Annotated in this window: 25 protein-coding genes; 10 read left to right on the top strand and 15 right to left on the bottom strand. The window is 71.9% G+C overall.

The window, feature by feature from the left end; all coding sequences use genetic code 11:
• Positions 1 to 76 precede the first annotated feature (76 nt).
• Positions 77 to 679, top strand: coding sequence for a PASTA domain-containing protein (locus U5C87_RS03580; protein WP_330475273.1), 603 nt, complete (start codon positions 77 to 79; stop codon positions 677 to 679).
• Positions 680 to 778: 99 nt separating this feature from the next.
• Here U5C87_RS03580 and U5C87_RS03575 read toward each other — a convergent pair whose 3' ends face one another.
• Positions 779 to 1,075, bottom strand: a complete 297-nt coding sequence (locus U5C87_RS03575) for a hypothetical protein (RefSeq protein ID WP_330475272.1) — start codon at positions 1,073 to 1,075, stop codon at positions 779 to 781.
• Between U5C87_RS03575 and U5C87_RS03570 the strand changes: the two genes are divergently transcribed.
• Positions 1,059 to 2,096, top strand: a complete 1,038-nt coding sequence (locus U5C87_RS03570; RefSeq protein ID WP_330475271.1) for a S1C family serine protease — start codon at positions 1,059 to 1,061, stop codon at positions 2,094 to 2,096. The genes U5C87_RS03575 and U5C87_RS03570 overlap by 17 nt on opposite strands.
• 31 nt (positions 2,097 to 2,127) lie before the next feature.
• Here the strand turns inward: U5C87_RS03570 and U5C87_RS03565 are convergent, their stop codons facing one another.
• From U5C87_RS03565 to U5C87_RS03555, 3 genes are all read right to left on the bottom strand, one after another.
• Positions 2,128 to 2,679 (bottom strand): hypothetical protein, encoded by a 552-nt coding sequence (locus U5C87_RS03565; protein WP_330475270.1) that lies wholly within the window; start codon positions 2,677 to 2,679, stop codon positions 2,128 to 2,130.
• A 75-nt stretch (positions 2,680 to 2,754) separates the two neighbouring features.
• Positions 2,755 to 3,822, bottom strand: a complete 1,068-nt coding sequence (locus tag U5C87_RS03560) for an NYN domain-containing protein (protein ID WP_330475269.1) — start codon at positions 3,820 to 3,822, stop codon at positions 2,755 to 2,757.
• A gap of 113 nt (positions 3,823 to 3,935) precedes the next feature.
• Positions 3,936 to 5,453 carry a M28 family metallopeptidase gene (locus U5C87_RS03555; RefSeq protein WP_330475268.1) on the bottom strand — a complete coding sequence of 506 codons (1,518 nt, stop codon included), beginning with the start codon at positions 5,451 to 5,453 and terminating at the stop codon, positions 3,936 to 3,938.
• 311 nt (positions 5,454 to 5,764) lie between these two features.
• Between U5C87_RS03555 and U5C87_RS03550 the strand changes: the two genes are divergently transcribed.
• Entirely contained in the window at positions 5,765 to 6,370 is a 606-nt protein-coding gene (locus U5C87_RS03550; protein WP_330475267.1) for a hypothetical protein, read from the top strand.
• Positions 6,371 to 6,391: 21 nt separating this feature from the next.
• Here the strand turns inward: U5C87_RS03550 and U5C87_RS03545 are convergent, their stop codons facing one another.
• A complete protein-coding gene (locus tag U5C87_RS03545) occupies positions 6,392 to 8,281 on the bottom strand; it encodes a glycoside hydrolase family 15 protein (RefSeq protein ID WP_330475266.1) in 1,890 nt (629 codons plus the stop codon).
• A 585-nt stretch (positions 8,282 to 8,866) separates the two neighbouring features.
• Entirely contained in the window at positions 8,867 to 9,394 is a 528-nt protein-coding gene (locus U5C87_RS03540) for a glycine cleavage system protein R (protein WP_330475265.1), read from the bottom strand.
• Positions 9,395 to 9,672: 278 nt separating this feature from the next.
• Between U5C87_RS03540 and U5C87_RS03535 the strand changes: the two genes are divergently transcribed.
• Entirely contained in the window at positions 9,673 to 12,048 is a 2,376-nt protein-coding gene (locus U5C87_RS03535) for an Ig-like domain-containing protein (protein ID WP_330475264.1), read from the top strand.
• Between the two features lie 99 nt (positions 12,049 to 12,147).
• Here the strand turns inward: U5C87_RS03535 and U5C87_RS03530 are convergent, their stop codons facing one another.
• From U5C87_RS03530 to U5C87_RS03515, 4 genes are all read right to left on the bottom strand, one after another.
• Complete coding sequence (locus U5C87_RS03530; protein ID WP_330475263.1) at positions 12,148 to 12,576, bottom strand: hypothetical protein; 429 nt, start codon at positions 12,574 to 12,576, stop codon at positions 12,148 to 12,150.
• Positions 12,577 to 12,586: 10 nt separating this feature from the next.
• A complete protein-coding gene (locus U5C87_RS03525; protein WP_330475262.1) occupies positions 12,587 to 13,114 on the bottom strand; it encodes a hypothetical protein in 528 nt (175 codons plus the stop codon).
• Positions 13,115 to 13,205: 91 nt separating this feature from the next.
• Positions 13,206 to 13,469, bottom strand: a complete 264-nt coding sequence (locus U5C87_RS03520; RefSeq protein WP_330475261.1) for a hypothetical protein — start codon at positions 13,467 to 13,469, stop codon at positions 13,206 to 13,208.
• Positions 13,470 to 13,485: 16 nt separating this feature from the next.
• On the bottom strand, positions 13,486 to 13,740 hold the full coding sequence (locus U5C87_RS03515; RefSeq protein WP_330475260.1) for a hypothetical protein: 255 nt from the start codon (positions 13,738 to 13,740) through the stop codon (positions 13,486 to 13,488).
• Between the two features lie 177 nt (positions 13,741 to 13,917).
• On the opposite strand from U5C87_RS03515, the gene U5C87_RS03510 reads away from it, so the two are divergent.
• Entirely contained in the window at positions 13,918 to 14,892 is a 975-nt protein-coding gene (locus tag U5C87_RS03510) for a helix-turn-helix transcriptional regulator (protein ID WP_330475259.1), read from the top strand.
• Between the two features lie 134 nt (positions 14,893 to 15,026).
• Here U5C87_RS03510 and U5C87_RS03505 read toward each other — a convergent pair whose 3' ends face one another.
• Together U5C87_RS03505 and U5C87_RS03500 are read right to left on the bottom strand one after the other, a co-directional pair.
• Positions 15,027 to 15,974 (bottom strand): oxygenase MpaB family protein, encoded by a 948-nt coding sequence (locus tag U5C87_RS03505; RefSeq protein ID WP_330475258.1) that lies wholly within the window; start codon positions 15,972 to 15,974, stop codon positions 15,027 to 15,029.
• 140 nt (positions 15,975 to 16,114) lie between these two features.
• Positions 16,115 to 16,519: a PPOX class F420-dependent oxidoreductase gene (locus U5C87_RS03500; RefSeq protein WP_330475257.1), complete on the bottom strand. Its 405-nt coding sequence runs from the start codon at positions 16,517 to 16,519 to the stop codon at positions 16,115 to 16,117.
• A 41-nt stretch (positions 16,520 to 16,560) separates the two neighbouring features.
• Here U5C87_RS03500 and U5C87_RS03495 point away from each other — a divergent pair, with 41 nt between their 5' ends.
• Together U5C87_RS03495 and U5C87_RS03490 are read left to right on the top strand one after the other, a co-directional pair.
• Complete coding sequence (locus U5C87_RS03495; protein ID WP_330475256.1) at positions 16,561 to 17,085, top strand: 2'-5' RNA ligase family protein; 525 nt, start codon at positions 16,561 to 16,563, stop codon at positions 17,083 to 17,085.
• Between the two features lie 295 nt (positions 17,086 to 17,380).
• Positions 17,381 to 18,013 (top strand): SRPBCC family protein, encoded by a 633-nt coding sequence (locus U5C87_RS03490; protein ID WP_330475255.1) that lies wholly within the window; start codon positions 17,381 to 17,383, stop codon positions 18,011 to 18,013.
• A gap of 3 nt (positions 18,014 to 18,016) precedes the next feature.
• Here the strand turns inward: U5C87_RS03490 and U5C87_RS03485 are convergent, their stop codons facing one another.
• Entirely contained in the window at positions 18,017 to 18,664 is a 648-nt protein-coding gene (locus U5C87_RS03485) for an Hcp family type VI secretion system effector (protein WP_330475254.1), read from the bottom strand.
• A 134-nt stretch (positions 18,665 to 18,798) separates the two neighbouring features.
• Entirely contained in the window at positions 18,799 to 19,047 is a 249-nt protein-coding gene (locus U5C87_RS03480) for a PLDc N-terminal domain-containing protein (protein ID WP_330475253.1), read from the bottom strand.
• A 155-nt stretch (positions 19,048 to 19,202) separates the two neighbouring features.
• Here U5C87_RS03480 and U5C87_RS03475 point away from each other — a divergent pair, with 155 nt between their 5' ends.
• Positions 19,203 to 19,553 (top strand): hypothetical protein, encoded by a 351-nt coding sequence (locus tag U5C87_RS03475; protein ID WP_330475252.1) that lies wholly within the window; start codon positions 19,203 to 19,205, stop codon positions 19,551 to 19,553.
• A 120-nt stretch (positions 19,554 to 19,673) separates the two neighbouring features.
• On the opposite strand, the gene rocD is transcribed toward U5C87_RS03475, so the two are convergent.
• Positions 19,674 to 20,879, bottom strand: a complete 1,206-nt coding sequence (gene rocD / locus U5C87_RS03470) for an ornithine--oxo-acid transaminase (protein WP_330476653.1) — start codon at positions 20,877 to 20,879, stop codon at positions 19,674 to 19,676.
• A gap of 235 nt (positions 20,880 to 21,114) precedes the next feature.
• Here rocD and U5C87_RS03465 point away from each other — a divergent pair, with 235 nt between their 5' ends.
• Complete coding sequence (locus U5C87_RS03465; protein WP_330475251.1) at positions 21,115 to 22,530, top strand: cyclic 2,3-diphosphoglycerate synthase; 1,416 nt, start codon at positions 21,115 to 21,117, stop codon at positions 22,528 to 22,530.
• A complete protein-coding gene (locus tag U5C87_RS03460) occupies positions 22,527 to 23,075 on the top strand; it encodes a hypothetical protein (RefSeq protein ID WP_330475250.1) in 549 nt (182 codons plus the stop codon). Before U5C87_RS03465 ends, U5C87_RS03460 begins: the two co-directional genes overlap by 4 nt.
• Positions 23,076 to 23,080: the final 5 nt, after the last annotated feature.

The raw sequence follows: 23,080 nt of genomic DNA, 5'->3' as shown, positions 1-23,080 counted from the left end.
CGCCAAAACGGGTCCAGCGGTCCCGCTCGACGTCCAAGATGAGCCTTTTGCACCGATGAGAAAGCGACGACGCCACGTGACCGACCAGGGCCAGCCCACCCCCGCCCCGACCGAGCCGACCATCCAGCTGCCGCCGCCGGCACTCGGCCAGCCTCACGCCTGGGCCGCCCCGGCACCGCAGCCCCAGCCGCAGAAGCGCAGCAGGAAGCACCTGATCGGCTACCCCGTGACGGCACTCCTGGCGCTGGGCATCGGTGCCGCAGGAGGGGGAAACGCTGACGCGTCCGCGCCGGCGACGGCCTCGCCGACCGTGGTGGTCACCCAGACCGCCCCCGCGCCGGCGCCCGAGACCGTCACGCAGACCGTGCAGGCAACCGTGACCGTGGCCGCTCCCGAGAAGAAGCCGGCTCCTGCCGCGGACTCGTCTGCCAACCAGGCGGCGAAGCCGGCCAGCAAGATCACGGTGCCCGATGGGGTGGGCATGAACTACCAGGACGCTCAGGACCTGTGGCGAGCAGCGGGTCTGCTCGTGGCCCCCGCCGAGGATGCGACCGGCGCCAACCGACTCCCGGTTCTCGACTCCAACTGGGTCGTGCTGGCTCAGGACCTGAAGGCCGGAAGCAAGGTCCCGGCCGATTCCATGATCACCGCCACCGTCAAGAAGTACACCGACGGCTGACATCGGTCCCAGGGTCTTTCGCCTGAGACCGCGACCCGCGCGACCGAGGTGCGGTGTTGCATGCGGCATCCACGTGCGCAACACCGGCATCCCGGACCCTCAGCTCCCGGCATCATGACCAAGCAGGGGTCGTGCGACGGGAGGCACCATGCGAGCGCTCCATCTGGTGGTGGCGGCCGGAGTCGTCGCGCTTTGCGGGCCGGTGGCTGCCTGCTCGACGAAGGTGCCAGCGACGTCGTCGGCCACGGTCACGAACGGCGCCACGAGCCAGCCGCAACCGGCGACGGTCACGGTGACGGCGAGCAGCCCGCCCACCTCGACAGCCGAGCCGCCCGGCTCGACGCCGACGACGACCGCGAGCCCCGCCGGATGGGCCGAGGTGGCGAAGCTGGCCAAGCCCGCCGTCGTGCGGATCGACGTCGTCACGTGTGACGCCAGGTGGATGGGCTCCGGCTTCGTCGTGGGGGACCACCTCGTCATGACGGCCAACCACGTCGCGGCGGGCGCGTCCGCCATCACCCTGCAGTACGCCGAAGGGGTGACTCGCGCACGCGTCGTGGGGTTGGATCCGAAGACCGACTCCGCCCTGCTCCGCACCGATGACCCGATCACGGACAAGGCGCTGCCGCTCGCTCGTGCCCTCCCGGACCTGGGCGAGTCGGTCGGGGTGCTGGGATTCCCGCTGCAGACCTACGAACTCCGCTTCACCGAAGGCTCGGTCAGCGGCCTGCACGAACCCGTCAGCTACGACGGCGGCCCGGAGATCGACGCCATGGTCACCGACTCGGCCATCAACGGCGGCAACTCCGGCGGGCCCGTGCTGGACTCGAAGGGAGAGGTGATCGGTCTCGTCTCGGGTCACCGGCTGTGGGTGACAGGGGACCGCTCGCCCGAGCCCGCCCAGGGGCAGGGGTATCTCATCCCCGGCCCCGATCTGGCCACCAACCTCGACCGCTGGCGCTCGCAGCCCGACCAGCCGTTGGCGGACTGCGGCGACCCGTACGACGCGGCCGGGGCGGAGCGCACCATCGATGTCAACGTCGCCTCCGACGACCGTGTGGCGCCGGACATCGCCCGGTCCCTCCTCGTTCACGGCGAGGCGATCAACACCGGCAACTACGACGCCGCGTGGCAGGTCTTCACACCCCGCATGCAGCGCAGGCTCCAGAGTGTCGGGTCGTGGTCCGCGGGTCTGGGCACGTCCTACTGGAAGGGCATCTCGATCCAGAAGGTGACGGGCGCTGCCGACGACGCCAAGGTCGTCCGCACGATCCTCCGGACCGAGCAGTCCGCAGAGAACGGGCACGACGGCCAGACCTGCAGCGTCTGGGTCATCGACTACGGCATGGTCCGCGTGGCAGGGGCATGGCTCATCAACAGTGCCAAGAGCCCGAGCGGCCCACCGACCGCTTGCTGACTCGCCCGCGAAAGGGCGAGGCAGCCTCACGTCACTCGCAGTTGGCGCAGACGCCTGAGACCGGCATCTCCATGAAGCAGGTCGGGCAGACGGCGCCTCGCCGTGGCTCGACGGCGGCGACGCGGGGGCGGCGTTCGCGAACCTCGCGTGCCCGCGTGCTCAGGGTCGGCTTCGCGTCGGCGGGCACGTCGGCGCCCCAGTGCCGGTAGCACTCGAGACGTGCGGCCGCCGCGTGCGTCTCCCGCTCGAGCGGGTCCTGGATGGGTGACTCGCCGTAGACGCGCAGCACCTCGTCGTAGCCGGCGCCGACCTGTCCGTCGTCCTTGTGCACGACGAGCGAGGTGAGCGGCGGCTCGCTGCGCACGTGGTTGACCTTGACGATGTCGGAGACCAGCCCGCCGATCCAGTTGCGCATCGCCGACTTCGTGTGGAGCGACGAGCGGCGCTGCACCTCCTCCGCCAGCTCGGAGTAGGTGATGACCGCGTTGTAGCGACCCGCCGTCTCGACCAGCACCTCGTAGGCGTGCTTGGCCCAGTAGGGCTGCGCCACCTTCGGCGTCACGTAGGTCTCGTGCTCAGACACGGCAGGCAATCCATTCCTCGGGTTCACGCGGACACCCACCAGTCTCCACCCGCCCGTGCCGCGGCTCCCAGCCGGTCAGCGGTCGAGCTGCCTGACCTGCTCCCAGAAGTGGTCGCGCAGCAGGAAGCGCAGGTGGTCCTCCACGTCGTAGCGGTCCAGCCGCGCCGACAGGTCGAGCAGCAGGGCCCGGTCGAGGTCACCCGGGATGAACGGCTTCTGGCTCATCAGGCGGGTGCGGTCGGTGGCGCTCGCGGTGATCGACCACGTGGCGATCACCCCACGGCACACCTCATCGATGAGGTCGAGCTCGCGCTGCCCGACGACGGGCGCGACCGCGGGACGCTCGCCCGTGGCGATCCCGTCGCTCGCGCTCGACCAGACGAGCCGGCCGGGCGCCGCGGCTGCCGGGGCAGGCGAGTGCGGCACCTTGCCCGCCAGCACTGCCGGCGTGGGGCGGGGCGCGGCAGCCGCCGGCTTCGGCTCCTCGGGCACTGGGCTCGCCGGCACCCGAGGACCGGGCAGCGGCACCTCCACCGCAGCAGCCACCCCAGCAGCAACCGCCGGCAGCGGCACCTCGGTCTCGGGCTGGAGCTGGCGCACGTGCACCGTGTCGTCGACGACCGCGCCGTCGAGCACGATGAGGTCGTCGGCCTCGCGGATGAGGTGCCGTGAGACGGCGTGCGGCTTGCCCGAGCGGTCCGGGACGGCCATGAGCACCACCTGCATGCCGTGGCTCTGCGCCTCCTCGACGGCCTCGCTCAGGTCGTCGTCGCCGGACAGGAGGTAGATGACATCGACGGAGCGGTTGCGCCCGTGCGCCGCGAGGTCGAGACCGATGCGCAGGTCGACGCCCTTCTGCTCACCCTGCGGCGACGTGCGTCCGAGCCGCAGCTTGACCCGCGGCAGCATGCCGATGGCCTCCTGCGTCGAGTCGGGGTTGCCGCCGGGGCGGTTGCCCGAGTCGTACCAGTGCAGCCGCAGCAGCGGCAGCCCGCTCGCGACCTCGGCGTCCTTGATGAGACGCGCGACGAGGTCGGGATAGCTGACGACGATCCCCTTGCGCAGCGACGTCCCCGTCACCCGCGTCGCAGCGGCCGCGAGCAGGTAGCCGACGTCGACGTAGAGCGCGCAGTAGGACCGCATGGGGTCACGTTCTCACGAGACGCGCCGCTTCTCACGGCGCCCGACCGACAAGCGAGCGTATGCCGTCAGGCGGGCTGACGGCATACGCTCCCTTGCGCTTCCCGACCGAGAGGTCAGGAGGTGGCGAGCACGTGGTCCTTGTCCACGGGCGGGCGGAAGTTGCCCTTGGACTTCGTGCCGTTGATGAGGTTGGTGCTCATCCCGTAGCTCAGCGTGGCGTAGGCGACGGCGTCGCTGTTCTCGGCGAGGGCGGTGTCGTTGTTGTTGGCGTAGGTGTCGCACGCCTGGTGGTAGCAGGGGTCGTAGGCCTGCCCGGCCGTGCCACCCCAGATCGCTGCCTCCTCGGGCGTCTTGATGCCCTCGGCGCCGGTGAAGAGGCCTCCCGACGGGACGCCGTTCGCGATGAACGCGCCGTAGTCCGAGCGGCCGCTGAAGTCGGTGCCCTTGAACGACAGGCCGCGCGAGGTGAAGTAGGCCTCGAACGTCTTCTCGATCTGCGCCGACCCGGCAGGTCCGGGACCGGCGCCGACACCGTCGGAGTCGTCACCGTCGTAGATGAAGAAGACGTGGTTCGGCGAGCCGATCATGTCGAAGTTCAGGTAGAGCGCGATCCGGTCGAGCTCGGCCTGCGGCAGGGTGTTGACGTAGTAGGTCGAGCCGACGAGGTTCGACTCCTCGGCGCCCCACCAGGCGAGGCGAATCGTGTTCTGCGGCTTGACCTTCGACAGGTTCTCGGCGAGCTCGACGAGCGCCGCCGACCCGCTGCCGTTGTCGTTGATGCCCGGACCGGCGTTGACGGAGTCGAGGTGGGCTCCGGTCATGACGACGTTCTTGGTGTTCTTGCCCGGCAGCTCGGCCAGCACGTTGTAGGTCGTGGCGATGCCGCGCAACGTGTCGGTCTTGAGGTGCAGGAGCAGGCCCGGCGTGGCGGCCAGCTCGAGCCCCAGCGCCTGCGTGATGCCCACCGCCGGGAAGTCCGCCGTGTAGGTCGCGCCGAGCGTGCCGTTGAGCGGACCGGCGGCGTTGTTGTAGATGACGATGCCGACGGCTCCCGCGGCTCGCGCGTTCTCCGCCTTGAGGGCGAAGGTGCAGGTCAGGGTCGCGGTCGAGCCGCCGCGTTGGACGAGAGCGATGGTGCCGGCGGAGAAGCCGGCCCAGTCCGACGCGTCGCAGCCGGTGACCGCGCCGGACGGTGTGCTGATGGCTGCGGTCACGTCACCGCTGCCCGAGTAGGACATGATCACGTGCTCCAGCGGGCCGGCCGGCGGCGGGGCGACCCGCTCGAGGACCGACGGCGACAACGAGATGAAGGTCTGGAAGTCGAACGCCTGCCGCGTCACCTTCCAGCCGGCGGCCTTGACGCGCGCCTCGACGTAGTCGACGGAGGCGTTGTAGCCGGGCGAGCCGGACACGCGCGTCGAGCCGTTCGCGTCGGCGATTGCCTGCAGGGCCGCCTGGTGCTCCCGGACCCCGGCGAGGTCCATGCACTCGAGCAGCAGCGGGATGTTGTTGTTGACTCTCGTGGCGCAGGCGGGCGAGGCCGCCGTGGCGGTGGTCGTCGACGCACCGGCGGCGGCGACGAGGGCGGCTGAGGCGATGACAGCCGCGACACGGGTGGTGCGCAGTCGCATGGTGAGGTGCTCCTTCGTGGGATGACTGCGAGGGGTCGCGTGGCCCACGGCGGTCCGCCGGTGCACGCGGAATGCATTGCTGCGCAGGACAGCTCGAGGGTCAGGGGCGCCCTCCACCCTCGGTCGACCCCATGGCGAGGGGGACCGTGACGGCGCCGCGGCGATCGGTGCGCATCAACTGACCTCACATCCGAGCGGATGAAGACCCCGATCTGCTGACGGTAGCGGTCAGCGCGCCGCACGTCACCACCTCGACGGCACCCGGCCGAGGCGTCACGATGGAGCCTCGGGACGTCGACGGTCGAGGAGCCATGGTGGAGCCGATCACAGAGCCCAGCAGGATCAACTACTTCTTCGGCCGTCTGCTCACGCCGGAGGACTTCCAGCAGGAGCAGCAGGCCATCCGCGCGCGGCACTGGCTCCACAACCGGCTGCTGCACGGCTTCGGCATCGTCACCGGCTTCGACGTCACCGTCGACGCCGAGAGCATCGAGGTGTCGGCGGGTGTCGCCATCGACGCCCTGGGTCGTGAGGTCATCCTCGTCGAGCCTCGCTGCCTACGCCTCGACCCCGACCTCCTCGGGGCGGACAACGGGGCGTCGGTCGACGTGGTCGTGGCGTGGGCCGAGGAGCCCGACGGCGAGGTGCCGGGGCCGGACGGGCCGGTGCCCGCCCGGTTCGTCGAGCGTCCGGTCGTGGCGGTCGCGTGCGATCCGACAACCGTGGTGCCGGAGCACGCGATGCCGCTCGCCCGGCTGGTGCGCCGCGGCGACGAGGTGGTCGCGGACCGTTCCGCGCGCCAGCCCTTCGTCCCCGCCTCGACGCACGGCACGCGTGACCGCCCCAAGCGCCCCGCCCCCACGCCCCTGGCCGTGCCGGGCGGGATCAGCGATCTCGTCGGCGACCAGAGCCGGTGATCGTCTGCCTCGGCCCGCGGCTCACATGTCCTTGTCGGGGGACTCCTCGGTCGCGATGACGTGCATGACGGCGTTGATGAGGGCCAGGTGGGTGAAGGCCTGCGGGAAGTTGCCGAGGTGGCGTCCGGTGTGGGTGTCGATCTCCTCGGCATAGAGCTCGAGCGGGCCGGCGAAGCTGAGCAGCTTGGCGCACAGCTCGTGCGCCCGCTTCGTCTCGCCGATCTCCGACAGTGCGGACACGAGCCAGAACGAGCAGATCGTGAAGGTGCCCTCCTCGCCGGCGAAGCCGTCATCGGTCTCCTCGACGCGGTAGCGCAGCACCAGCCCGTCCACGGTCAGCTCGTCGGCGATCGCCAGCACCGTCGCCCGGATGACCGGGTGGTCCGGCGGAAGGAACCGCACGAGCGGCGCCAGCAGCAGCGATGCGTCCAGGGCGTCCGTGCCGTAGTACTGCGTCAACACGCCCCGCTCGTCGACGCCGTGCTCGAGGATGTCGGCCTTGATCTCGTCGGCGGCCATCTGCCACTCGGCGGCCTGCGAGTCCTGGCCGATCTCCGACGCCAGCCGTGCGCCGCGGTCGACGGCGACCCAGCACATGATCTTCGACGACGTGAAGTGCTGCAGCTCGCCCCGCACCTCCCAGATGCCGGCGTCCGGGGACCTCCAGTGCTTGAGCGCCGCCTCGACCTGCTTGCCGAGAAGCGGCCAGATGCGCCCGTCGACGTGGTCGGCCACCTTCGAGTGGAGGTAGACGGAGTCCAGCAGCGCGCCCCACACGTCGTGCTGGACCTGGCTGTGCGCGGCGTTGCCGATGCGCACGGGCCGCGACGCGGCATACCCCTGCAGGTGGTCGAGCGTCGACTCCGGGAGGTCACGCTCCCCACCGATCCCGTACATGATCTGCAGGTCGTCGTCCCGCTCGGCCACGTCGGCGATGAACGAGAAGAAGTCCACGGCCTCCCAGTCGAACCCGAGCGAGTACATGCCCCACAGCGCGAAGGTGGCGTCACGGATCCACGTGTAGCGGTAGTCGTAGTTGCGCTCGCCGCCGATGCTCTCCGGCAGTGACGTCGTCGCCGCGGCCGCGATCGCCCCGGTTGGCGCATACGTCAGACCCTTGAGGGTCAAGGCACTTCGCTGCAGATAGCTGCGCCACGGGTGGTCGGGGAAACGCCCGCGCGCGAGCCAGTGCTGCCAGTGGTGGGCCGTCCACTCGAGCCGGTCGTGCGCCTCGGCGCTCGTCGTCGGCGGCGGCACCGCGGCCCACGACAGGGCGATGAAGCGCTCGTCGCCCTCCTTGAGCAGCGTTCGCGCAGAAGCCTGCCCGCCCTCGAAGCCCAGCCGCAGGTCGGTCGTGAGCGTCAGCGACACGTCGGACCCGTCGGCCTCCGCCCGGCCCTGGTGGTAGTCGTCCTCGGAGTACGTCCAGCGCACCGGCCGGCGACCGTAGTCGAGCACCGGCTCGCACTCCATGACCGTCTGCACCTCGCCCGACACGCACCGGATCGTGCGCAGCAGCGTGTGCTCCGCGTCGTAGTCGGCCGGCGTCCGCCGGTGCTTGTGCGACACCCCGTCGTCGTGGTGCCACGGACCGATGAGCAGCACGTCGCGCACGATGATCCAGCCCGTCGGCGTGCCCCAGCTCGTCTCCAGCACCATCGTGCCCGGTAGGTAGCGCCGCGCCGTCGGCACGCTGACGTCCGACGGGCCCAGCCGGAAGCGGCCCGCGTGCCGCCCGAGCAGCGCGCCGAAGACGCTGGGGGAGTCCATCCGCGGCAGGCACATCCAGTCGACGTCGCCGCCCGGCGCGACGAGCGCCGTCACCTCCCCGTCGGAGAGGAAGCCGTAGTCGGCGATCGGGACCGCCTTGGTGTGGGTCATCGGGGTCGCGAGGTCGCTGGTTGCCTGCATGACCTCAGCGTGCGCGTGGCCCGCGGCCCCCGCAAGGGCGAGCGTCGGCACGGAGCGCCGACACGGAGCCTCGACAACGAGCCCCGACACGGAGCCTCGACACGGAGCCCGACACGGGGCCGCCGCGGCCCCGGCGCACGGCTGCGTCCAGCCAGGGAGGGTGCGACCGGTGCCGCGGCGACGATGCGTGCCCGGTTCAGGGCGGTTCTGGGCTCACGACGCCGGCGGGCTCGTGGACGCCCCTGTGCCTCCAGTCTCCCCCGGGCGACCGGGTGCCGCCGCGGTTTGGCGTTTCCCGCCGGGCCCAGTCCGTCACGGCGGCCAGGAAGACGGCCCGCAAGGAGTCTGCAAGTTTTGCGCAAGCAATCCCGAATCGGGACGTATCACCTCCTCGCGTGGGCTCCACTGATGGGAGTCGTCACCGACGACAGAGACTTTGGCGGTTGGCCCGTTGTGGTACGTGAACCGTCTGGGGGCCCGAGCTCGCATCGCGAGGCGGGCCCCATTGTCATTCCCGCGGTGACGTCCCGGAGTGGCCCCGGGGTGCCGTCCCGGGGTCGGCGCCGTGCAGGCGCGACCCCGCCGTCAGGCGACGGCGATGTCGACGAGCAGCTCGGTCGCGAGGCGCTCGAGGTCGGCGCGCAGCGCAGCCGTGTCGGACCCTCCCGGCACCCGCACGACGACGTGCGCCTCGAAGAGCAGGCCGCCGGCCATCGGGGCCTCGCGCGTCTCCGTGGTCATCGTCTCGATCGACAGCTCGTGCCGACTCAGCACCGACGACACCTCGCGCACGATGCCGGGGGAGTCGTTGCCGAGCAGGTCGACCTTCAGCCGCTGGGCGTCGGCATCGTCCGCCACGCCACCGGCAGCGGCGCCCTCCACGCCGGGGTGCGAGGTCACCTCGAGCAGCCCGTCGAGCGCGTGCAGCGCGTCCGTCAGCTCCTCGACGCGCTCGGCCGGCACGCCGACGACGACGATTCCCGCGAACTTGCCGGCCAGCTCGGCGAGCTGGCTGTCCTCCCAGTTGCCGTCGTGCGCGGTGACGACGTCCGCGAGGGCACTGACGAGGCCGGCGCGGTCGTCGCCGATGACGGTGAGCACGAGTCTGGGCACGTGGTCAGCCTACTGACCCGACGCTGCCCGGGGTCGAGAGCGGGACGACGGGACGACGGGACGTGCGAGCGAGACGGGCGAGACGAGCGGCTCCCGGCTTCCTGTCGTTCTTCCTGACCCGCCGGATCTCGCCCCAGTCGAAGTAAGGTGGCAATCGGGACCACGCCCGCACGGTCGACTGCCGTGGGGGCGCGCTCTGATCGGAGGTCGCGATGTCGCGCGCCAGCGCCAGGTCGAGTCCTGCCGCCTGCCTCCGCACCCTGCACCCCGTTCGCCCGATGAACCTCGGGCGCCCGCTCCACCGTGTCGCCGCGGCGTGCGCGCTGCTCCTCGTCGCCGCGGTCCTCGGGCCGGCCGGCTCGGCCGCTGCCGCGTCCTCCGTCCCGACGAGCGGCGAGCTGACCTCGGCGTGCGCCGCCAAGAGCAGTGGCCTGCTGCGTGCTGTCACCTCCCCGAGCGAGTGCCGGAGTGACGAGACCAGGGTGACGGTCAAGCCGGCGCGGGTAACCGTCTGCGTCCAGCCGTCCGGGTGGATGCGGCTGGCCGCGCGGCCCGCCGACTGCGCGGCGCCCGCAGTCACGCTGGCTCTGCCGCCGCGGTCCGGCACCGCCTACTTCTGTGCCACGCTCCCGGCCGGCACGCTGCGCAACACCACGATCCCCGGCAGCTGCCTCGATGACGAGGTGCAGCTCGAGGTGACCCCCGACGACGCTGCGCCGGCCGTCGCCACGACCTCACCGACCAACGGCGCCACCAGGGTCGCGACGGACGTGAGTCCCACCGTCACCTTCAGCGAGCCCGTGACCGCTGCGAGCTCCGCCTTCGACCTCACCTGCGACAACACGCCGATCCCCTTCACGCCCAGAGGACGTGGCGGGACCACCGTGACGCTCGACCCCACCGGCCTGCTGCCCGCCGGGGCCGCTTGCACGGTGACCGTCTTCGCCGCAGGCATCAGCGACGTCGACACCCTCGACCCGCCGGACAACCCCGTCGCGGACCGCACGTTCACCTTCAGGACCGATGCGGCCCCCTCCCTCGTCTCCTCGATGCCGGACGCCGACAGCGCCGGCTTCGTCACGGGAAGCGACCTCGTGCTCGCCTTCAGCGAGCCCGTCGACGTGGCCCCTGGCGCCTTCACGCTGAGCTGTGGTGGCACGAAGGTGCCGTATGCCGTCACGGGCTCACGCAGTGCCGTGGTCCAGATCGACCCGGATGTCGACCTCCCGCAGACCGCGACGTGCACCCTGTCGGCGCCCGCCAGCGCGATCACCGACGTCGACACGCGCGCCGCGATCACCGCCCCGGTCAGCATCACCTTCACGACCTTCGACGCCGCCCCCTCCGTCACCGCGACGACGCCGAGCGAGGGTGCGACCGACGTCGCGACGGCCGCCGACGTCACCGTGACCTTCTCCGAGCCCGTCACCCTCGACCCGGGTGCCCTCACCCTCGCGTGCGCGGGGGTCCCGGTGGCGATGGCGCCGCCACGGACGACCGACGACACCACCTTCACCTTCTCTCCGACCGGCGCCCTGGTCGCCGGTGACGCCTGCACGGGCACGATCGACCGGACGAAGGTCGACGACGGCGACGCCGTCGACCCGCCCGACCACCCCTACCTCGACCACACGTTCTCCTTCACCGTCGACGGTCCGCCGGCTGTCCTCTCCACCGATCCCAGCGACCAGGCGACCGGTGTGCTGCCGGGACGGCCGCTCACCGTCACGTTCTCCGAGCCCGTCAGCGTCACCCCCGACTCGTTCGCGCTCACCTGCGACGGCGCCGCGGTCCCCGTCAGGCTGGGTGGCGGCGACACGGTCGTGACCGTGACACCGACGGGTGACGTGCCGGGGACGGCCACCTGCCGCCTCCGTGTCGTCGCGAGCACGGTGCACGACAAGGACCTCGGCGACCCGCCTGACGCGATGACGGCCGACGTCAACGTCGGCTTCACCACGGCGGACGCCGCCCACGGCGCTCCCACCGACCTCGCGCTCCGCACCGCGAGCGTCGCCGAGAACCTGCCTGTCGGCTCCCTCGTCGGCACCTTCTCGAGCACCGACCCCGACCCGGGCGACACCTTCACCTACGCCCTGGTGACCGGCGCCGGCGACACCGACAACGGGTCGTTCACCGTCGGCGGCGACGAGCTGCGCACCGCCGCCGTCCTCGACCACGAGGCGAAGTCGTCCTACGCGATCCGTGTCCGCTCGACCGACGCGGCGGGCAACGTCCTCGACAAGGCCCTCACGGTCACGGTGCTCGACGTCAACGAGCCCCCTACCGCCGTCACCCTCTCCGCCTCGTCGGTCCCCGAGAACCAGCCGCCCGGGACGACCGTCGGCACGCTCGGCGCGCTCGACCCGGACGCCGGCCAGACGCATACCTTCGCGGTGGTGTCCGACGGCTGCGGCGGCACCTACGCCGACGGCTCCGCCGGCTTCACGGTCAGCGGCAGTGCGCTCGTCACGAGGGCGCCGCTCGACTTCGAGACGAGGTCGTCCTACAGCGTGTGCGTCCGCGTCACCGACAGCGGCACGCCGGCCCAGTCGTTCGACGCGCTCCTCACCGTCACGGTGGGCGACGTCAAGGAGGGTGCCCCGGGCGGCGTCAGCCCGACGCCACCGGCGACACGCTCGCCCGTGAGGTGACCGCAGGCGTGCCGCCGACAGGACGCCGGCGGCGCATCAAGGACCGACCACGAGGCGGCACACGGAGGGAGGTCCGTGTGCCGCCCCGTGGCGGAGCCCCTAGCTGTCCAGGGTGGCGTCGGCGACCGTGATGGCCCACTCCTGGCCCGAGCCGGCGCGGACGGTGAGGGTCTCGGTGTGTCCGTCGGTGAGGTAGCGCAGCCGGGAGACCTGGCCCGTGCACGGCACCGGCGTGTCGGACTTCGAGGCGGTCGAGGCCACGACCACCTCCTCACCCCCGCGGCACACGAGGTAGGCGGTGTAGCTGCCGTCCGTGGTGAGGGCGCGGGCGCCCCGTGAGCTCCCCTGTCCGGTCAGGCTGGCGAGGACCGCCTCACCGGCCGCTGCCGCGGGTGGCGTGACCGAGGAGTCCACCTGCTCGGCGGGGGCGGAGGGTGCGGTCGCCGAGGTCGGTGACGAGGCCCCGGCGCAGCCGGTCAGGAGTGCGGCGCACGCGGCCACGACGATGAAGGAGCTCACGGAGCGCATCGAGCCCTCCTCAGCGAAGGCGCCAGGCGAGGATCGCCGGGGCGGTGACGTAGAAGGTGTAGTTGGGCAGCTGGTTCATGCCGCTCGCGCCGGTCCGCAGCACGGTGCCCTTGTAGAGGTAGCTGCCACGGTCGCAGTAGCGGGTCGTGTAGGCCGGGACCGAGACCGTCGTGGACGAGCCGATCACCGTGGTCACTGAGCCCGTCACCGTGGCCGACACGGACGCGTCGACCGAGGCGACGAGGAAGGTCTTCACCGAGGCGCTGACCGAGGCGGTGGTGCTCGCCGAGTAGGTGCTCGACGTCTCGACCTTGCAGGTCAGGCTCGCGGTGCTGCTCGTCGTGTTGATGACAGCATCGGTGTAGAGCGCCTTGAAGCCGGAGCCTGCGGTGCTCGTGACCTGGTAGCAGTAGGTCGTCGTGCCGCTGGACTCGCACTTGGCGGTGGCGGCGCTCGCAGGTGCCGCGGCTCCGGCGCCGATGGCCGCGACGGTGACGGCGACGGCGGCGCCCTTGGTGAGCAGCTTCGAGAACGACATGGCGGATCTCCTTCTGTGTGAGGGGTGGCCGAGATGGCCGAGTTGGGTGGTGCGGGAAACTCGGGTGTGGATCCTGTGGGCCGGGGCCGCTTCAGGGGCGGCCGGTGGGGTCGGGGACCCACCAGGGCGGGTCGCCGCCCAGGGCGTCCACCGCGGCGCACAGCTCCTCCTGCCGGGCGAGGGCGTGGGCTTTGCTGCGGGCGGTGACGAAGACGCCGATGTCGATGCGGTCGGCGCGGGCCTGGGCCCGCGCATGCTCGACGAACGGCATGCGGGTGATGGCTGCGGTCAGCAGCTCGCCGGCCTCCGCCGCGGACGTCTCCGGTGAGGCGAGTGGCCCCGGTCGGAGCGTCACGGACAGGAGGTACATCTCATCGACTCCGGTTCGAGCCCCACTCGAAGCCGCCGGCGACGACGACCCCCGAGCCCTGGCCGGCGGAGTGGGTGGCGGAGTGGCTGGACGACGTCTGGGCCGACCCACCGTGGGCGGTGCCGACGGTGGCGGCTGCGCCGGCCCCGAAGGCCGCGGCGAGGCACAGGGCGGCGGCCGCGGCCATGGCCGAGAGCGTGGTGGAGAGAGCGGCGGAGAGGGAGGTGCTGGTGGTCGGAGCGGGCGACTGCTTCATGGTCTGCGTTCCCTTCCTCGGGGTCTTCTGCTGAGGTGAACGTTGCTCCTGAGCGAGGCCGGCGGGAAGGGATATGCTCTGGCCGCAACGGGCCTGTCCGCTTGCGGACACGACCGGGTGGGGCGGCCGAACGGGGGTCCGCAACGTCCGCGGTCACGGCCCAGACAGGGGTGGGGCATGGACCTCGACGACGACGCGGCCGCGGTCTACCGCGCGATGCTCGACGACCACACGCAGACGGTCGCGGATCTGGCAATCGCCTTGTCGCTCAGTCGTCCTCGGGTGCGCAAGGCGCTCGACACGCTCGCCGACACGGCCCTGCTCCAGCCGGCCGGCGCCGACCCGATGGTCCTCGTCCCCACGCCGCCGCGGGTCGGCATGGCGAGGCTTGTCGCGGAGGCCGAGGTGGCGCTGGCTGCGCAGGCCCGACGCGTCGCGGCCGTGCGCTCGCTCATGGAGACGATGGCCGCCGAGCACGACGCCCACCTGCACCGCGAGGCGCTCGTGCACCACCGCACCGTCGAGGCCGTGCGGGACCGGCTCCAGGAGCTGGCGCTCGCGGCGCGCACCGAGTGCGTCTCGCTGAACCCGGGGCGCGCGCACAAGCCCGATGCGATGGCCGCCAGCAAGCCGCTCAACCAGCTCGCCCTCGAGCGGGGCGTCGCCATCCGCGCCGTCTACCAGGACAGCTTCCGGCACGACGCGGCCACACTCGACTACGCCCGGTGGCTCACCGAGATCGGCGGCCAGGCTCGGACGATGCCCGAGGTGCCGATGCTCCTCGTCGTCGTGGACCGTGAGGTCGCCCTGCTGCCGCGCGTCGTGGGCGACCCGTCGCAGGGCGCGATCGAGGTGCGGTCACCGGCGCTTGTCGCCGCCCTCGTGGACCACGTAGAGATGGTGTGGCTGCTCGCCGAGCCCTTCGGCGAGGCACGCCGGCGCGAGGCGCCGCTGACGAGCGCCACGAGCCGGCAGCTGCTCCAGATGCTCGCCTCCGGGGCGACCGACGAGTCCGCGGCCCGGCGCCTCGGCCTGTCCACGCGGACGGTCCGACGGCTGATGAGCGACTTCATGACCCAGACGGGGGCGACGAGCCGGTTCCAGGCCGGCGTCGAGGCGGCACGGCGGGGCCTGCTCGACGCTCGGGACTGACGAGCGACGACTCCGCGCGCCCGCGGGAGGCGACCACACGGCATACGTGATCACGGCGTGTGACGGAGAGGGTAGGCACCGGGCCGGGGGCACCCGCTTCTTGAACGCCTCCCGGCCCGGTCAAAGGTGGCCGCTCAGCTGGCGGCCTGGACCCCGACGAGTTCATCCGGCTCGTCGGGGGGTCTGTGGGTGTCGTCCGGAGGGACGTCGGACGGGCGGCGCTCGGCGAGGCCGGCCATGCCCCAGCGCACCGCGGCCGTGCCGAGGTGGCCGAGCGGACGCGCCACGAGGCTCGAGACGACCCCGGGCAGCGGGATGCCGAGCATCTCGCGCGCCCATCCGGGCAGGAGCGAGACCCCGCCGGAGGCGAGGGTGCCGTAGCCGGGGCGGGCGTAGTAGGGCAGCGGCGGGTCGAGCAGGAGGAAGCGCGCGGCCTCGCGGGCAGCCGGGCTGGTCTCGAGCTCGGGCCGGTAGGACTGCAGCACCGCGCGCAGCTCGGCCACCGACGTCGGCGGGTCGATGACCCCGAGCCGGGCGGCGGGGATGCCGGCCTGCGCGACGTAGACGTCGGCCTCGTCGTCGGTCAGGGGCGTGTCGCCGAAGGTCTGGTAGCCGCGCAGGAACGAGTCGATCTCGGCGACGTGCACCCACATGAGCAGGTGCGGGTCACCGGCGCGGTAGGGCCGGCCGAGGTGGTCCTTGCCGCGCACGCGCTCGTGGATCGAGCGGACCATGGCGATGGCCTCCTCGGCGTGCTCGATCGTGCCGAAGGTCGTCGTGGCGAGGTAGTGGCTCGTGCGCTGGAGTCGGCCCCACGGGTCGCTCTTGTAGCCGCTGTGGCCTGCGACCCCGGCCATGGCCATCGGGTGGAGCATCTGGAGCAGCAGCGAGGTGACGCCGGCGGGGAACATCGAGGCGTCCGCGTGGACCCGCCACACCGGGTCGTCAGGGGTGAACCACCGCTCTCCCTGGGCACCCCAGATCCGCTGCGCACGGGCCGGCGCGTCGTCGCCGGCGACCTTGCTGCGCAGCATCCTGCCGAGCTGGCGCTGGACCAGCCGGGTGCCTGCGGTGGGACTCATGGCTGCCAACATAACCGCGGGACTTCCGACCGGGGAAACGATCTGTCCAACCTTTGTCAGAACTTTCGAACACGTGTCCGAGCGTGGCTCAGAGCTCCAAGCCCGCCACTGTCGAAGGTCGGTCGAGGGTGAGGTGACCCTCAGGCGAGGGTGATCCGGATGCCCGCCCGCGGCGTCCGGGGACGGATGCGGTCGGTGACGACGGCGAGCGCGTCACCGAGCCGCGCCATGACGTACTTGCGGCCCAAGGCGCGCTTGACGGCGGCGACGCCCTCGGGAGTGCGGTCGACGACGGCCGTGCCGGCATACGTCGGTGCGCCCTCGGGCACCCGACCACGCAGGTCGCACGGGCGCAGCTCGACCCGCGCGGTGTGCGCGAGCCGCTTGAGCTTGCCGCTCGGGTCGACGGTGACGACGACGAGCTCGGCGCCGTCGAGCGCGACCCACACCGGCGTCGACACCGGCTCGCCTGACCGGCGGAAGGTCGTCAGCGACACGTAGCGGTTGGCGTTGACGACGTCGAGGTCGCTCGGCAGGGGGCTCACCGGGCCAAGCGTAGGCGTCGCCCGCGTGAGCACAATGGGCCATGGCGCTCGCGCTGTGTCTGCTGCTCGACCCCCGGTCCGACCGGCTCGTCCGCACGCTGTGGCGGGCGCTCGAGGACGAGGGCGTCCCGACGCTGCTCACGCACACCCACGGCCGCCACGTGCCCCACCTGTCGTATGCCGTCCTGCTGGCCTGCGACCCCGGCGCGGTGCGCTCCGCCGTGGACGGGTTGCGCGACGCCGGTCCCGTCGAGGTCGCCGTGCAGGGGACCGTCGTCTTCCCGCGCGGCCGGGCGGCGCTCGCCGGCTCGACGTCGGCCGGGCTCGCCGTCCGCCAGGCCGCGGCGGTCGAGGCGCTGCACGCGACCGGTGCCACGATCCACCGCCACTACGAGCCCGGTCACTGGCTGCCGCACGTGTCGGCGACGACCGGTGTGGCCGGGGTCCGGCTGCCGGATGTCGTCGAGGCCGTCTCGGACCGGCTGCCGCTCATCCTCCGGTGCGACCGCGCTGCCCTCATCGACACGACCGACGGGACGACGTGGGAGCTTCCGGGCGTGCCATGACCAGGTCGGGATGGTCACCGGATAGTCCATTCGTGCCATTCGTGCCATTTCCGTGAACCGCGCCGCCACCGGCGTGTCACTCTGGCGCGGTCGCCCCGGGGCGGGACACTCGTTCCCAGGAAGACCGAGACTTCGGCGGTTGGCCCGTTGTGGTACGTGAACCGTCACTGGTGGCCCGGACTTGCGCACGCGAGCCGGGCACCATTTCTGTCCGGGGTCCTGCGGTGGTCCCGGTGACCTCGTCGTGTCGCGGATCAGGCCGTCCGGCAACGGGATCCGGACTACCGTGGAGCACATGAGGCGAGTCCTCCCACCGCTGGTCGTGGGTGCCGCCGCGCTGTCTGTCGTGACGCTGCGGTGGTCCGCGCTGCACTGGGGCGCCACCACCGAGGAGACGCGCGAGCTCCTGCCCGGTGACGAGATCCTGCGCGACCCCGGCCTCGTCGCCACGCGGGCCATCACGATCGAGGCGCCGCCCGAGGAGGTCTGGCGCTGGGTCGTGCAGATGGGGTCCGACCGCGGTGGCTTCTACAGCTACGACGGCCTCGAGAATCTCGCCGGCTGCCACCTGCACAGCGCCGACACCGTCGTGGACGCCTGGCAGCACCTCGAGCCCGGCGACCTCGTGCGCCTCCACCCGAGGGTCGCGCTCACGGTCGCCGCCGTCGATCCCGGCCACTCGCTCGTGCTGCATGCGGCCCCAGCCGTGGCCGGCGTGCCGGACGCCGCCCCCTACGACTTCACCTGGTCGTTCGTGCTGCGCCGACACCCGCACCGCGCGACGCGGCTCATCACGCGCGAGCGTTTCGCCTACACCCACCGCTGGTCGCCGCTGCTCGTCGAACCCGTCTCTGCCGCAAGCTCGCTCATGAGCCAGAAGATGCTGCGCGGCATCCGCGACCGTGCCGAGCGCGCGACCGTGTCGTAGGCCTCAGGTGCTCGACCCGGTGCCGGTGCGCACGTTCCACGTCGCCGAGATGGTCTCGCCTGCCCCGCCGGTCGCGCTCTGGAGGTAGATCGAGAAGCGGATGCTCCCGTAGGCGAGAGCGAAGTCGTCGACGATCGAGCCGTCCTCGCCGGCCTTGACGTCGTAGGAGGCGACTGCCACGTCGCGGAGCTCGACCTCGAGGTAGGTCCTGGGGCTGTCGCCGCGCGTCACGCCCTGGAGCAGGGCGCGGGCGCTCCGTCGGCCGCTCACGGTGCTCAGGAACAGCCGCGGACTCTGCGACCCGCCCTGCGCGGTGAGGGACACCGTCTCGATCCTGGGCTTGCTGGAGGACCAGCCCGACGAGGTCAGCACTGCGCTGTTGGTGGCCCCCGTCGACCAGTCGTTCACCGGGATCCATCCAGGGTGGCCTGCATCGACGCTGTCGCCGGGGATGCCGTCGAGCTGGAGGAAGAAGGCGCCCGACGTCACGCCCGCCAGGGCGGCGACCGTGTCCATCGTGGGCAAGGTTGCCGCGGTGGCCGACTCGCTGCTGCCCAGCGCGATGGCGCCGGTCAGGCCGCCGAGACCGAGGGCCCCGGTCTTGATCGCTCCGCGTCGAGTGGTGGTGAATGCATCGTTGCCGTCGACCATGACTACCTCGCACTGATCAGGTGGCCCGGAATGGCCACGGGATCCGATCGTGGCGCGAAACCTCAACGGCCGCAGGCGAATCCGAATCCAGATCCACGACACATCAGGGAGATGTCACCCGATGTCGGCCGATGTCAGGACACAACCTTCGACACGGCCCGGCGACCGCGGGTGAAGTAGGCGATCGGCCCGACCCAGTTGATCGCGATGATCGCCGCCCACTTCGCCTTGCTCCCGGCCACCTCCTCGGCAGGACGACGGGCCAGGTCGGCCCACGCCGCAGCGGCGAGCGACAGCTGCACGCAGCCGACCATGATGACCGCGGTCCGCTGACCGCTCGTCAGGTCCGACCACTTCTTCCTCGCCGTCAGGTTCTTCGGCATGACCCCTCCTCAGGTCGCGATGGATCCTTCCCTCGGGACTAGCAGGTGCGCGCCCGGTCCGTCGAGCGATGTGACGCACGAGACGCCTTGGGCCAGAGCCACTCCCGCATCCCGGTGTCACGCTGGAGAGGACAGGGAATCGGTTGGGAGTCCTCATGAAACGTGCCCTCGCCGTCGCGACCGTTCTCGCCGCGCCGCTCCTCCTGGCACCCCTCACGACCGGGGCCGCCGGCGCCGCCCAGCCGCGGATGTACCACACCATCGGCTCCACCTCGGCATCGGCGACGCTCTCGTCGACGGCGGGGTGCGAGCTCACCGAGGTGTTCGTCTCGTCGAGCAAGGCCATGTATGCCGCGCAGCCCGGTCCCGTGGGCAAGCAGGGCCTGACCGCCGTGTTCGTCCGCGTCTCCGACACCTGCTCCACCGATCAGACGAAGTGGCACTGCATCGAGGTGCCGCGCCCCGGCGTCGAGGGCTTCTTCCCCTGCTTCGGCTTCCCGGCCTGAGCTTCACGCGCACCACGGGCGCACCGCGGCGCAAGGGCAGGAACGGCGCGCGGGCGGGGACGGCATACGGGCCCCCCGCCCGCGTGCACCGCGCCCAGCGAGGGCTCTCAGTGAAGGCTCTCAGCGCAGGATGGCGGCGAAGGCGTCGAGCAGGATCTGGATCTCGACCTCGCCGACGACGAGCGGGGGAGCGATGCGCACCGTCGAGCCGTGCGTGTCCTTGACGAGGACGCCGCGCTCGAGCAGCCGGTGCGACGCCTCGCGCCCGGTCATGAGCCGCGGGTCGAGGTCGACGCCGGCCCACAGGCCACGGCAGCGGACCGCGTCGACACCGTGCCCGACGAGCTCGCGCAGCCCGCTGTCCAGCAGCGCCCCGAGCTGCCGCGCCCGCTGCTGGAACTCGCCGGTGGCGAGCAGCCCGACGACCGCCTGGCCGACGGCCGCGGCGAGCGGGTTGCCCCCGAAGGTCGACCCGTGGCTGCCCGGCGTGATGACGCCGAGCACGTCCCGGTCGGCGACGATCGCGGACACCGGGACGATGCCGCCGCCGAGCGCCTTGCCGAGCACGTAGACGTCGGGCACGACGCCCTCGAGGTCGCACGCGAAGGTCGTGCCGGTGCGTCCGAGGCCCGACTGGATCTCGTCGGCGACCATGAGCACGCCCCGCCTGCGGCTCAGCTCGCGCACGTCGCGCAGCCAGCCGTCGGGCGGCAGGATGACGCCGCCCTCGCCCTGGATCGGCTCGAGCAGCACGGCGACGGTGTCGTCGGTGATGGCCGCCTCGAGGGCCTCGACGTCACCGAAGGGCACGGTGTCGAAACCGGGCGTGTACGGGCCGTAGTGGTCGTGCGCGACGGGGTCGTCCGAGAAGCTGATGATCGTCGTCGTGCGGCCGTGGAAGTTGCCGGCCATGACGACGATGCGCGCCCGGCCGTCCGGCACGCCCTTGACCTCGTAGCCCCAGCGCCGCACCGTCTTGATCGCCGTCTCGACGGCCTCGGCGCCGGTGTTCATCGGCAGGACGAGCTCTTTGCCGGCCAGCGCCGCGAGGTCCCGGCAGAACGGCCCGAGCCGGTCGCTGTGGAAGGCGCGGCTCGTCAGGGTCAGCCGCTCGAGCTGCGCCTTCGCCACCCCGACGAGACCCGGGTGCAGGTGCCCGAAGTTGAGGGCGGAGTAGCCGGCCAGCGCGTCGAGGTAGCGGCGCCCCTCGACGTCCGTGACCCAGGCCCCCTCGGCGTGCGAGATGACGACCGGCAGCGGGCTGTAGTTGCTCGCCACCCAGTCCTCGGCGAGGGAGACGTGCTCGTGCGTGGGGGTGCCGGGGATCGGGCCGCTGTGCTCGCGGGCCCCGGGTCGTGCGGCCGTGTCGCTCACCCCTCGATCGTGGCACCGCGCCTCGTCGACGGCGCCGGAAAGTGACCGGAAACGTGGGGTGATCCCGCTCTCGGACCGCCGCCGCCGCGACGCCCCGGTGGGACAGTTGAAGAGGCGGGTCCCGCAGCCAGGACTACCCGCAGAGGGGTGTGTCGGTCACGTCGGCGTCCCAGCCGTGGAGATGGCCATGAGCACGTCCCTGACGAGCACGAGCACCGCCCCCGTCCACCGCACCCGCGTCGTCATCCTCGGCGCGGCCGGACGCGACTTCCACGACTTCAACGTCGTGTTCCGCGACGACCCGACCTACGAGGCCGTCGCCTTCACCGCCACCCAGATCCCCGACATCGAGGGCCGTCGCTACCCGCCCGACCTCGCGGGATCGCTGTATCCGCAAGGCATCCCGATCGTCGCCGAGTCGGAGCTGACCGACCTCGTCGAGCGCGAGGGCGTCGACGTCGTCGTCTTCGCCTACTCCGACGTGCGACACGAGCACGTCATGCACCTGGCCGAGCGCTGTGTCGCGGCCGGCGCCGACTTCCGGCTGCACTCTGCGCGGCACACGATGGTGCGCAGCACCCGGCCCGTCGTCGCCGTGACCGCGGTGCGCACGGGCGTCGGCAAGAGCCAGACGACCCGCTACCTCGCCCGGATGCTCCTCGACCTCGGCCTGCGCGTCGTCGCCATCCGCCACCCCATGCCCTACGGCGACCTCGCCGCGCAGGCGTGCCAGCGATTCGCGACGTATGCCGACCTCGACCGGCACGACTGCACCATCGAGGAGCGCGAGGAGTACGAGCCGCACCTCGACGCGGGCGTCGTCGTCTATGCCGGCGTCGACTACGAGCGGATCCTCCGCGAGGCCGAGCAGGAGGCCGACGTCATCCTCTGGGACGGCGGCAACAACGACCTGCCGTTCTACGTCCCCGACCTGCACGTCGTGCTCGCCGACCCGCTGCGCCCGGGCGACGAGACGGCATACCACCCCGGCGAGGCCAACGTCCGGATGGCCGACGTCGTCGTCATCGCCAAGTGCGACTCGGCGCGCACGGCCGACGTCGAGGCCGTCGAGGCCTCGGTGCGCGCGCTCAACCCGCGCGCGACGGTGCTGCGCGCGGACAGCCCTGTCACCGTTGACGATCCGAGCGCCGTCGAGGGACGTCGCGTCATCGTCGTCGAGGACGGGCCGACCCTGACCCATGGGTCGATGACCTACGGTGCCGGCGTCGTCGGCGCCCGCGCGGCCGGTGCCGCGCAGATCGTCGACCCGACGCCGTATGCCGTGGGGTCGATCGCCGCGACCTACGCGAAGTACCCGAACGCGCGAGGTGTCCTGCCCGCCATGGGCTACGGCGCCGACCAGGTGCGTGACCTCGAGGCGACGATCCGCGCCGCCGTCGAGGCGGGGGAGTGCGAGGCCGTCGTCAGCGGCACCCCCATCGACCTGACTCGTGTCCTCTCCGTGCCCGCGCCCCTCGTGCGGGCCCGCTACGAGCTGCGCGAGGTCGTGCCCGGCGGTCTGGCCGCCGCGGTCCGGTCCGCGCTGCCCCTCTCCATCCTCGGCGCCCACTCCGGCGCCACGTCAGTTGGAAGTGCATCATGATGTCGATTCCGGGTCAGTACCCGACCCACCTCCCGACCGAGGAGCCTCCCGAGCGCCTGACCGAGCCGCTGAGCGAGCACCGTCTCTCCGACTCGCGTGACCACCGTTCCGGGCAACCACTCGAGCCCGACGACCGCCCCGCGCCCCCGAGCCGGCGCGGCGGCTACGTCGGCTCCATCGTCGTCAACCTCATCCTGCTCTGGCTCATCAACGGCTGGCCGGGATGGGAGGCGGTGCCGTTCCTCACGGGCCGCACCGTCCTCGTCATCGGCGCCGTCAACGCCTCGATCATCGCTCGAGTCGTCGCCGACGCCGTCAACGTCGTCCTCAACCGGCCCCGACCGCGGGCCCTGGGCGACCTCGTCTCCATCGGCTTCGGACTCGCCGCCATCATCGAGATCTGGCAGGTCTTCCCGCTCGACGTGATCGGCACCGGGTGGGAGGTCGTCGCACGGGTGCTGCTCGTCGTCGCGTTCGTCGGCAGCTGCATCGGGATCCTCGACGCGCTCAGCCGGCTCGTCCGCGGCCGCTTCCCGAGGATGTGATCCCC

The organism is Terrabacter sp. C0L_2, from assembly GCF_036352015.1.
GTDB lineage: Bacteria > Actinomycetota > Actinomycetes > Actinomycetales > Dermatophilaceae > Terrabacter > Terrabacter tumescens.
The sequence above is the reverse complement of the archived record's forward strand: the minus strand, read 5'-3'. Positions and strand labels throughout refer to the sequence as shown.

What these genes read in the sequence shown, in the direction of transcription:
- U5C87_RS03560 (WP_330475269.1), bottom strand. Translation starts at nt 3,822, where the DNA reads ATGCGGTCCTACTGCGCGCTCTACGTCGACGTCGGCTACCTGCTCGCG.
- U5C87_RS03555 (WP_330475268.1), bottom strand. Translation starts at nt 5,453, where the DNA reads ATGCGACTGCGCACCACCCGTGTCGCGGCTGTCATCGCCTCAGCCGCC.
- U5C87_RS03550 (WP_330475267.1), top strand. Translation starts at nt 5,765, where the DNA reads ATGGTGGAGCCGATCACAGAGCCCAGCAGGATCAACTACTTCTTCGGC.
- U5C87_RS03545 (WP_330475266.1), bottom strand. Translation starts at nt 8,281, where the DNA reads ATGCAGGCAACCAGCGACCTCGCGACCCCGATGACCCACACCAAGGCG.
- U5C87_RS03535 (WP_330475264.1), top strand. Translation starts at nt 9,673, where the DNA reads ATGAACCTCGGGCGCCCGCTCCACCGTGTCGCCGCGGCGTGCGCGCTG.
- U5C87_RS03530 (WP_330475263.1), bottom strand. Translation starts at nt 12,576, where the DNA reads ATGCGCTCCGTGAGCTCCTTCATCGTCGTGGCCGCGTGCGCCGCACTC.
- U5C87_RS03525 (WP_330475262.1), bottom strand. Translation starts at nt 13,114, where the DNA reads ATGTCGTTCTCGAAGCTGCTCACCAAGGGCGCCGCCGTCGCCGTCACC.
- U5C87_RS03515 (WP_330475260.1), bottom strand. Translation starts at nt 13,740, where the DNA reads ATGAAGCAGTCGCCCGCTCCGACCACCAGCACCTCCCTCTCCGCCGCT.
- U5C87_RS03510 (WP_330475259.1), top strand. Translation starts at nt 13,918, where the DNA reads ATGGACCTCGACGACGACGCGGCCGCGGTCTACCGCGCGATGCTCGAC.
- U5C87_RS03505 (WP_330475258.1), bottom strand. Translation starts at nt 15,974, where the DNA reads ATGAGTCCCACCGCAGGCACCCGGCTGGTCCAGCGCCAGCTCGGCAGG.
- U5C87_RS03495 (WP_330475256.1), top strand. Translation starts at nt 16,561, where the DNA reads ATGGCGCTCGCGCTGTGTCTGCTGCTCGACCCCCGGTCCGACCGGCTC.
- U5C87_RS03490 (WP_330475255.1), top strand. Translation starts at nt 17,381, where the DNA reads ATGAGGCGAGTCCTCCCACCGCTGGTCGTGGGTGCCGCCGCGCTGTCT.
- U5C87_RS03485 (WP_330475254.1), bottom strand. Translation starts at nt 18,664, where the DNA reads ATGGTCGACGGCAACGATGCATTCACCACCACTCGACGCGGAGCGATC.
- U5C87_RS03480 (WP_330475253.1), bottom strand. Translation starts at nt 19,047, where the DNA reads ATGCCGAAGAACCTGACGGCGAGGAAGAAGTGGTCGGACCTGACGAGC.
- U5C87_RS03475 (WP_330475252.1), top strand. Translation starts at nt 19,203, where the DNA reads ATGAAACGTGCCCTCGCCGTCGCGACCGTTCTCGCCGCGCCGCTCCTC.
- U5C87_RS03465 (WP_330475251.1), top strand. Translation starts at nt 21,115, where the DNA reads ATGAGCACGTCCCTGACGAGCACGAGCACCGCCCCCGTCCACCGCACC.
- U5C87_RS03460 (WP_330475250.1), top strand. Translation starts at nt 22,527, where the DNA reads ATGATGTCGATTCCGGGTCAGTACCCGACCCACCTCCCGACCGAGGAG.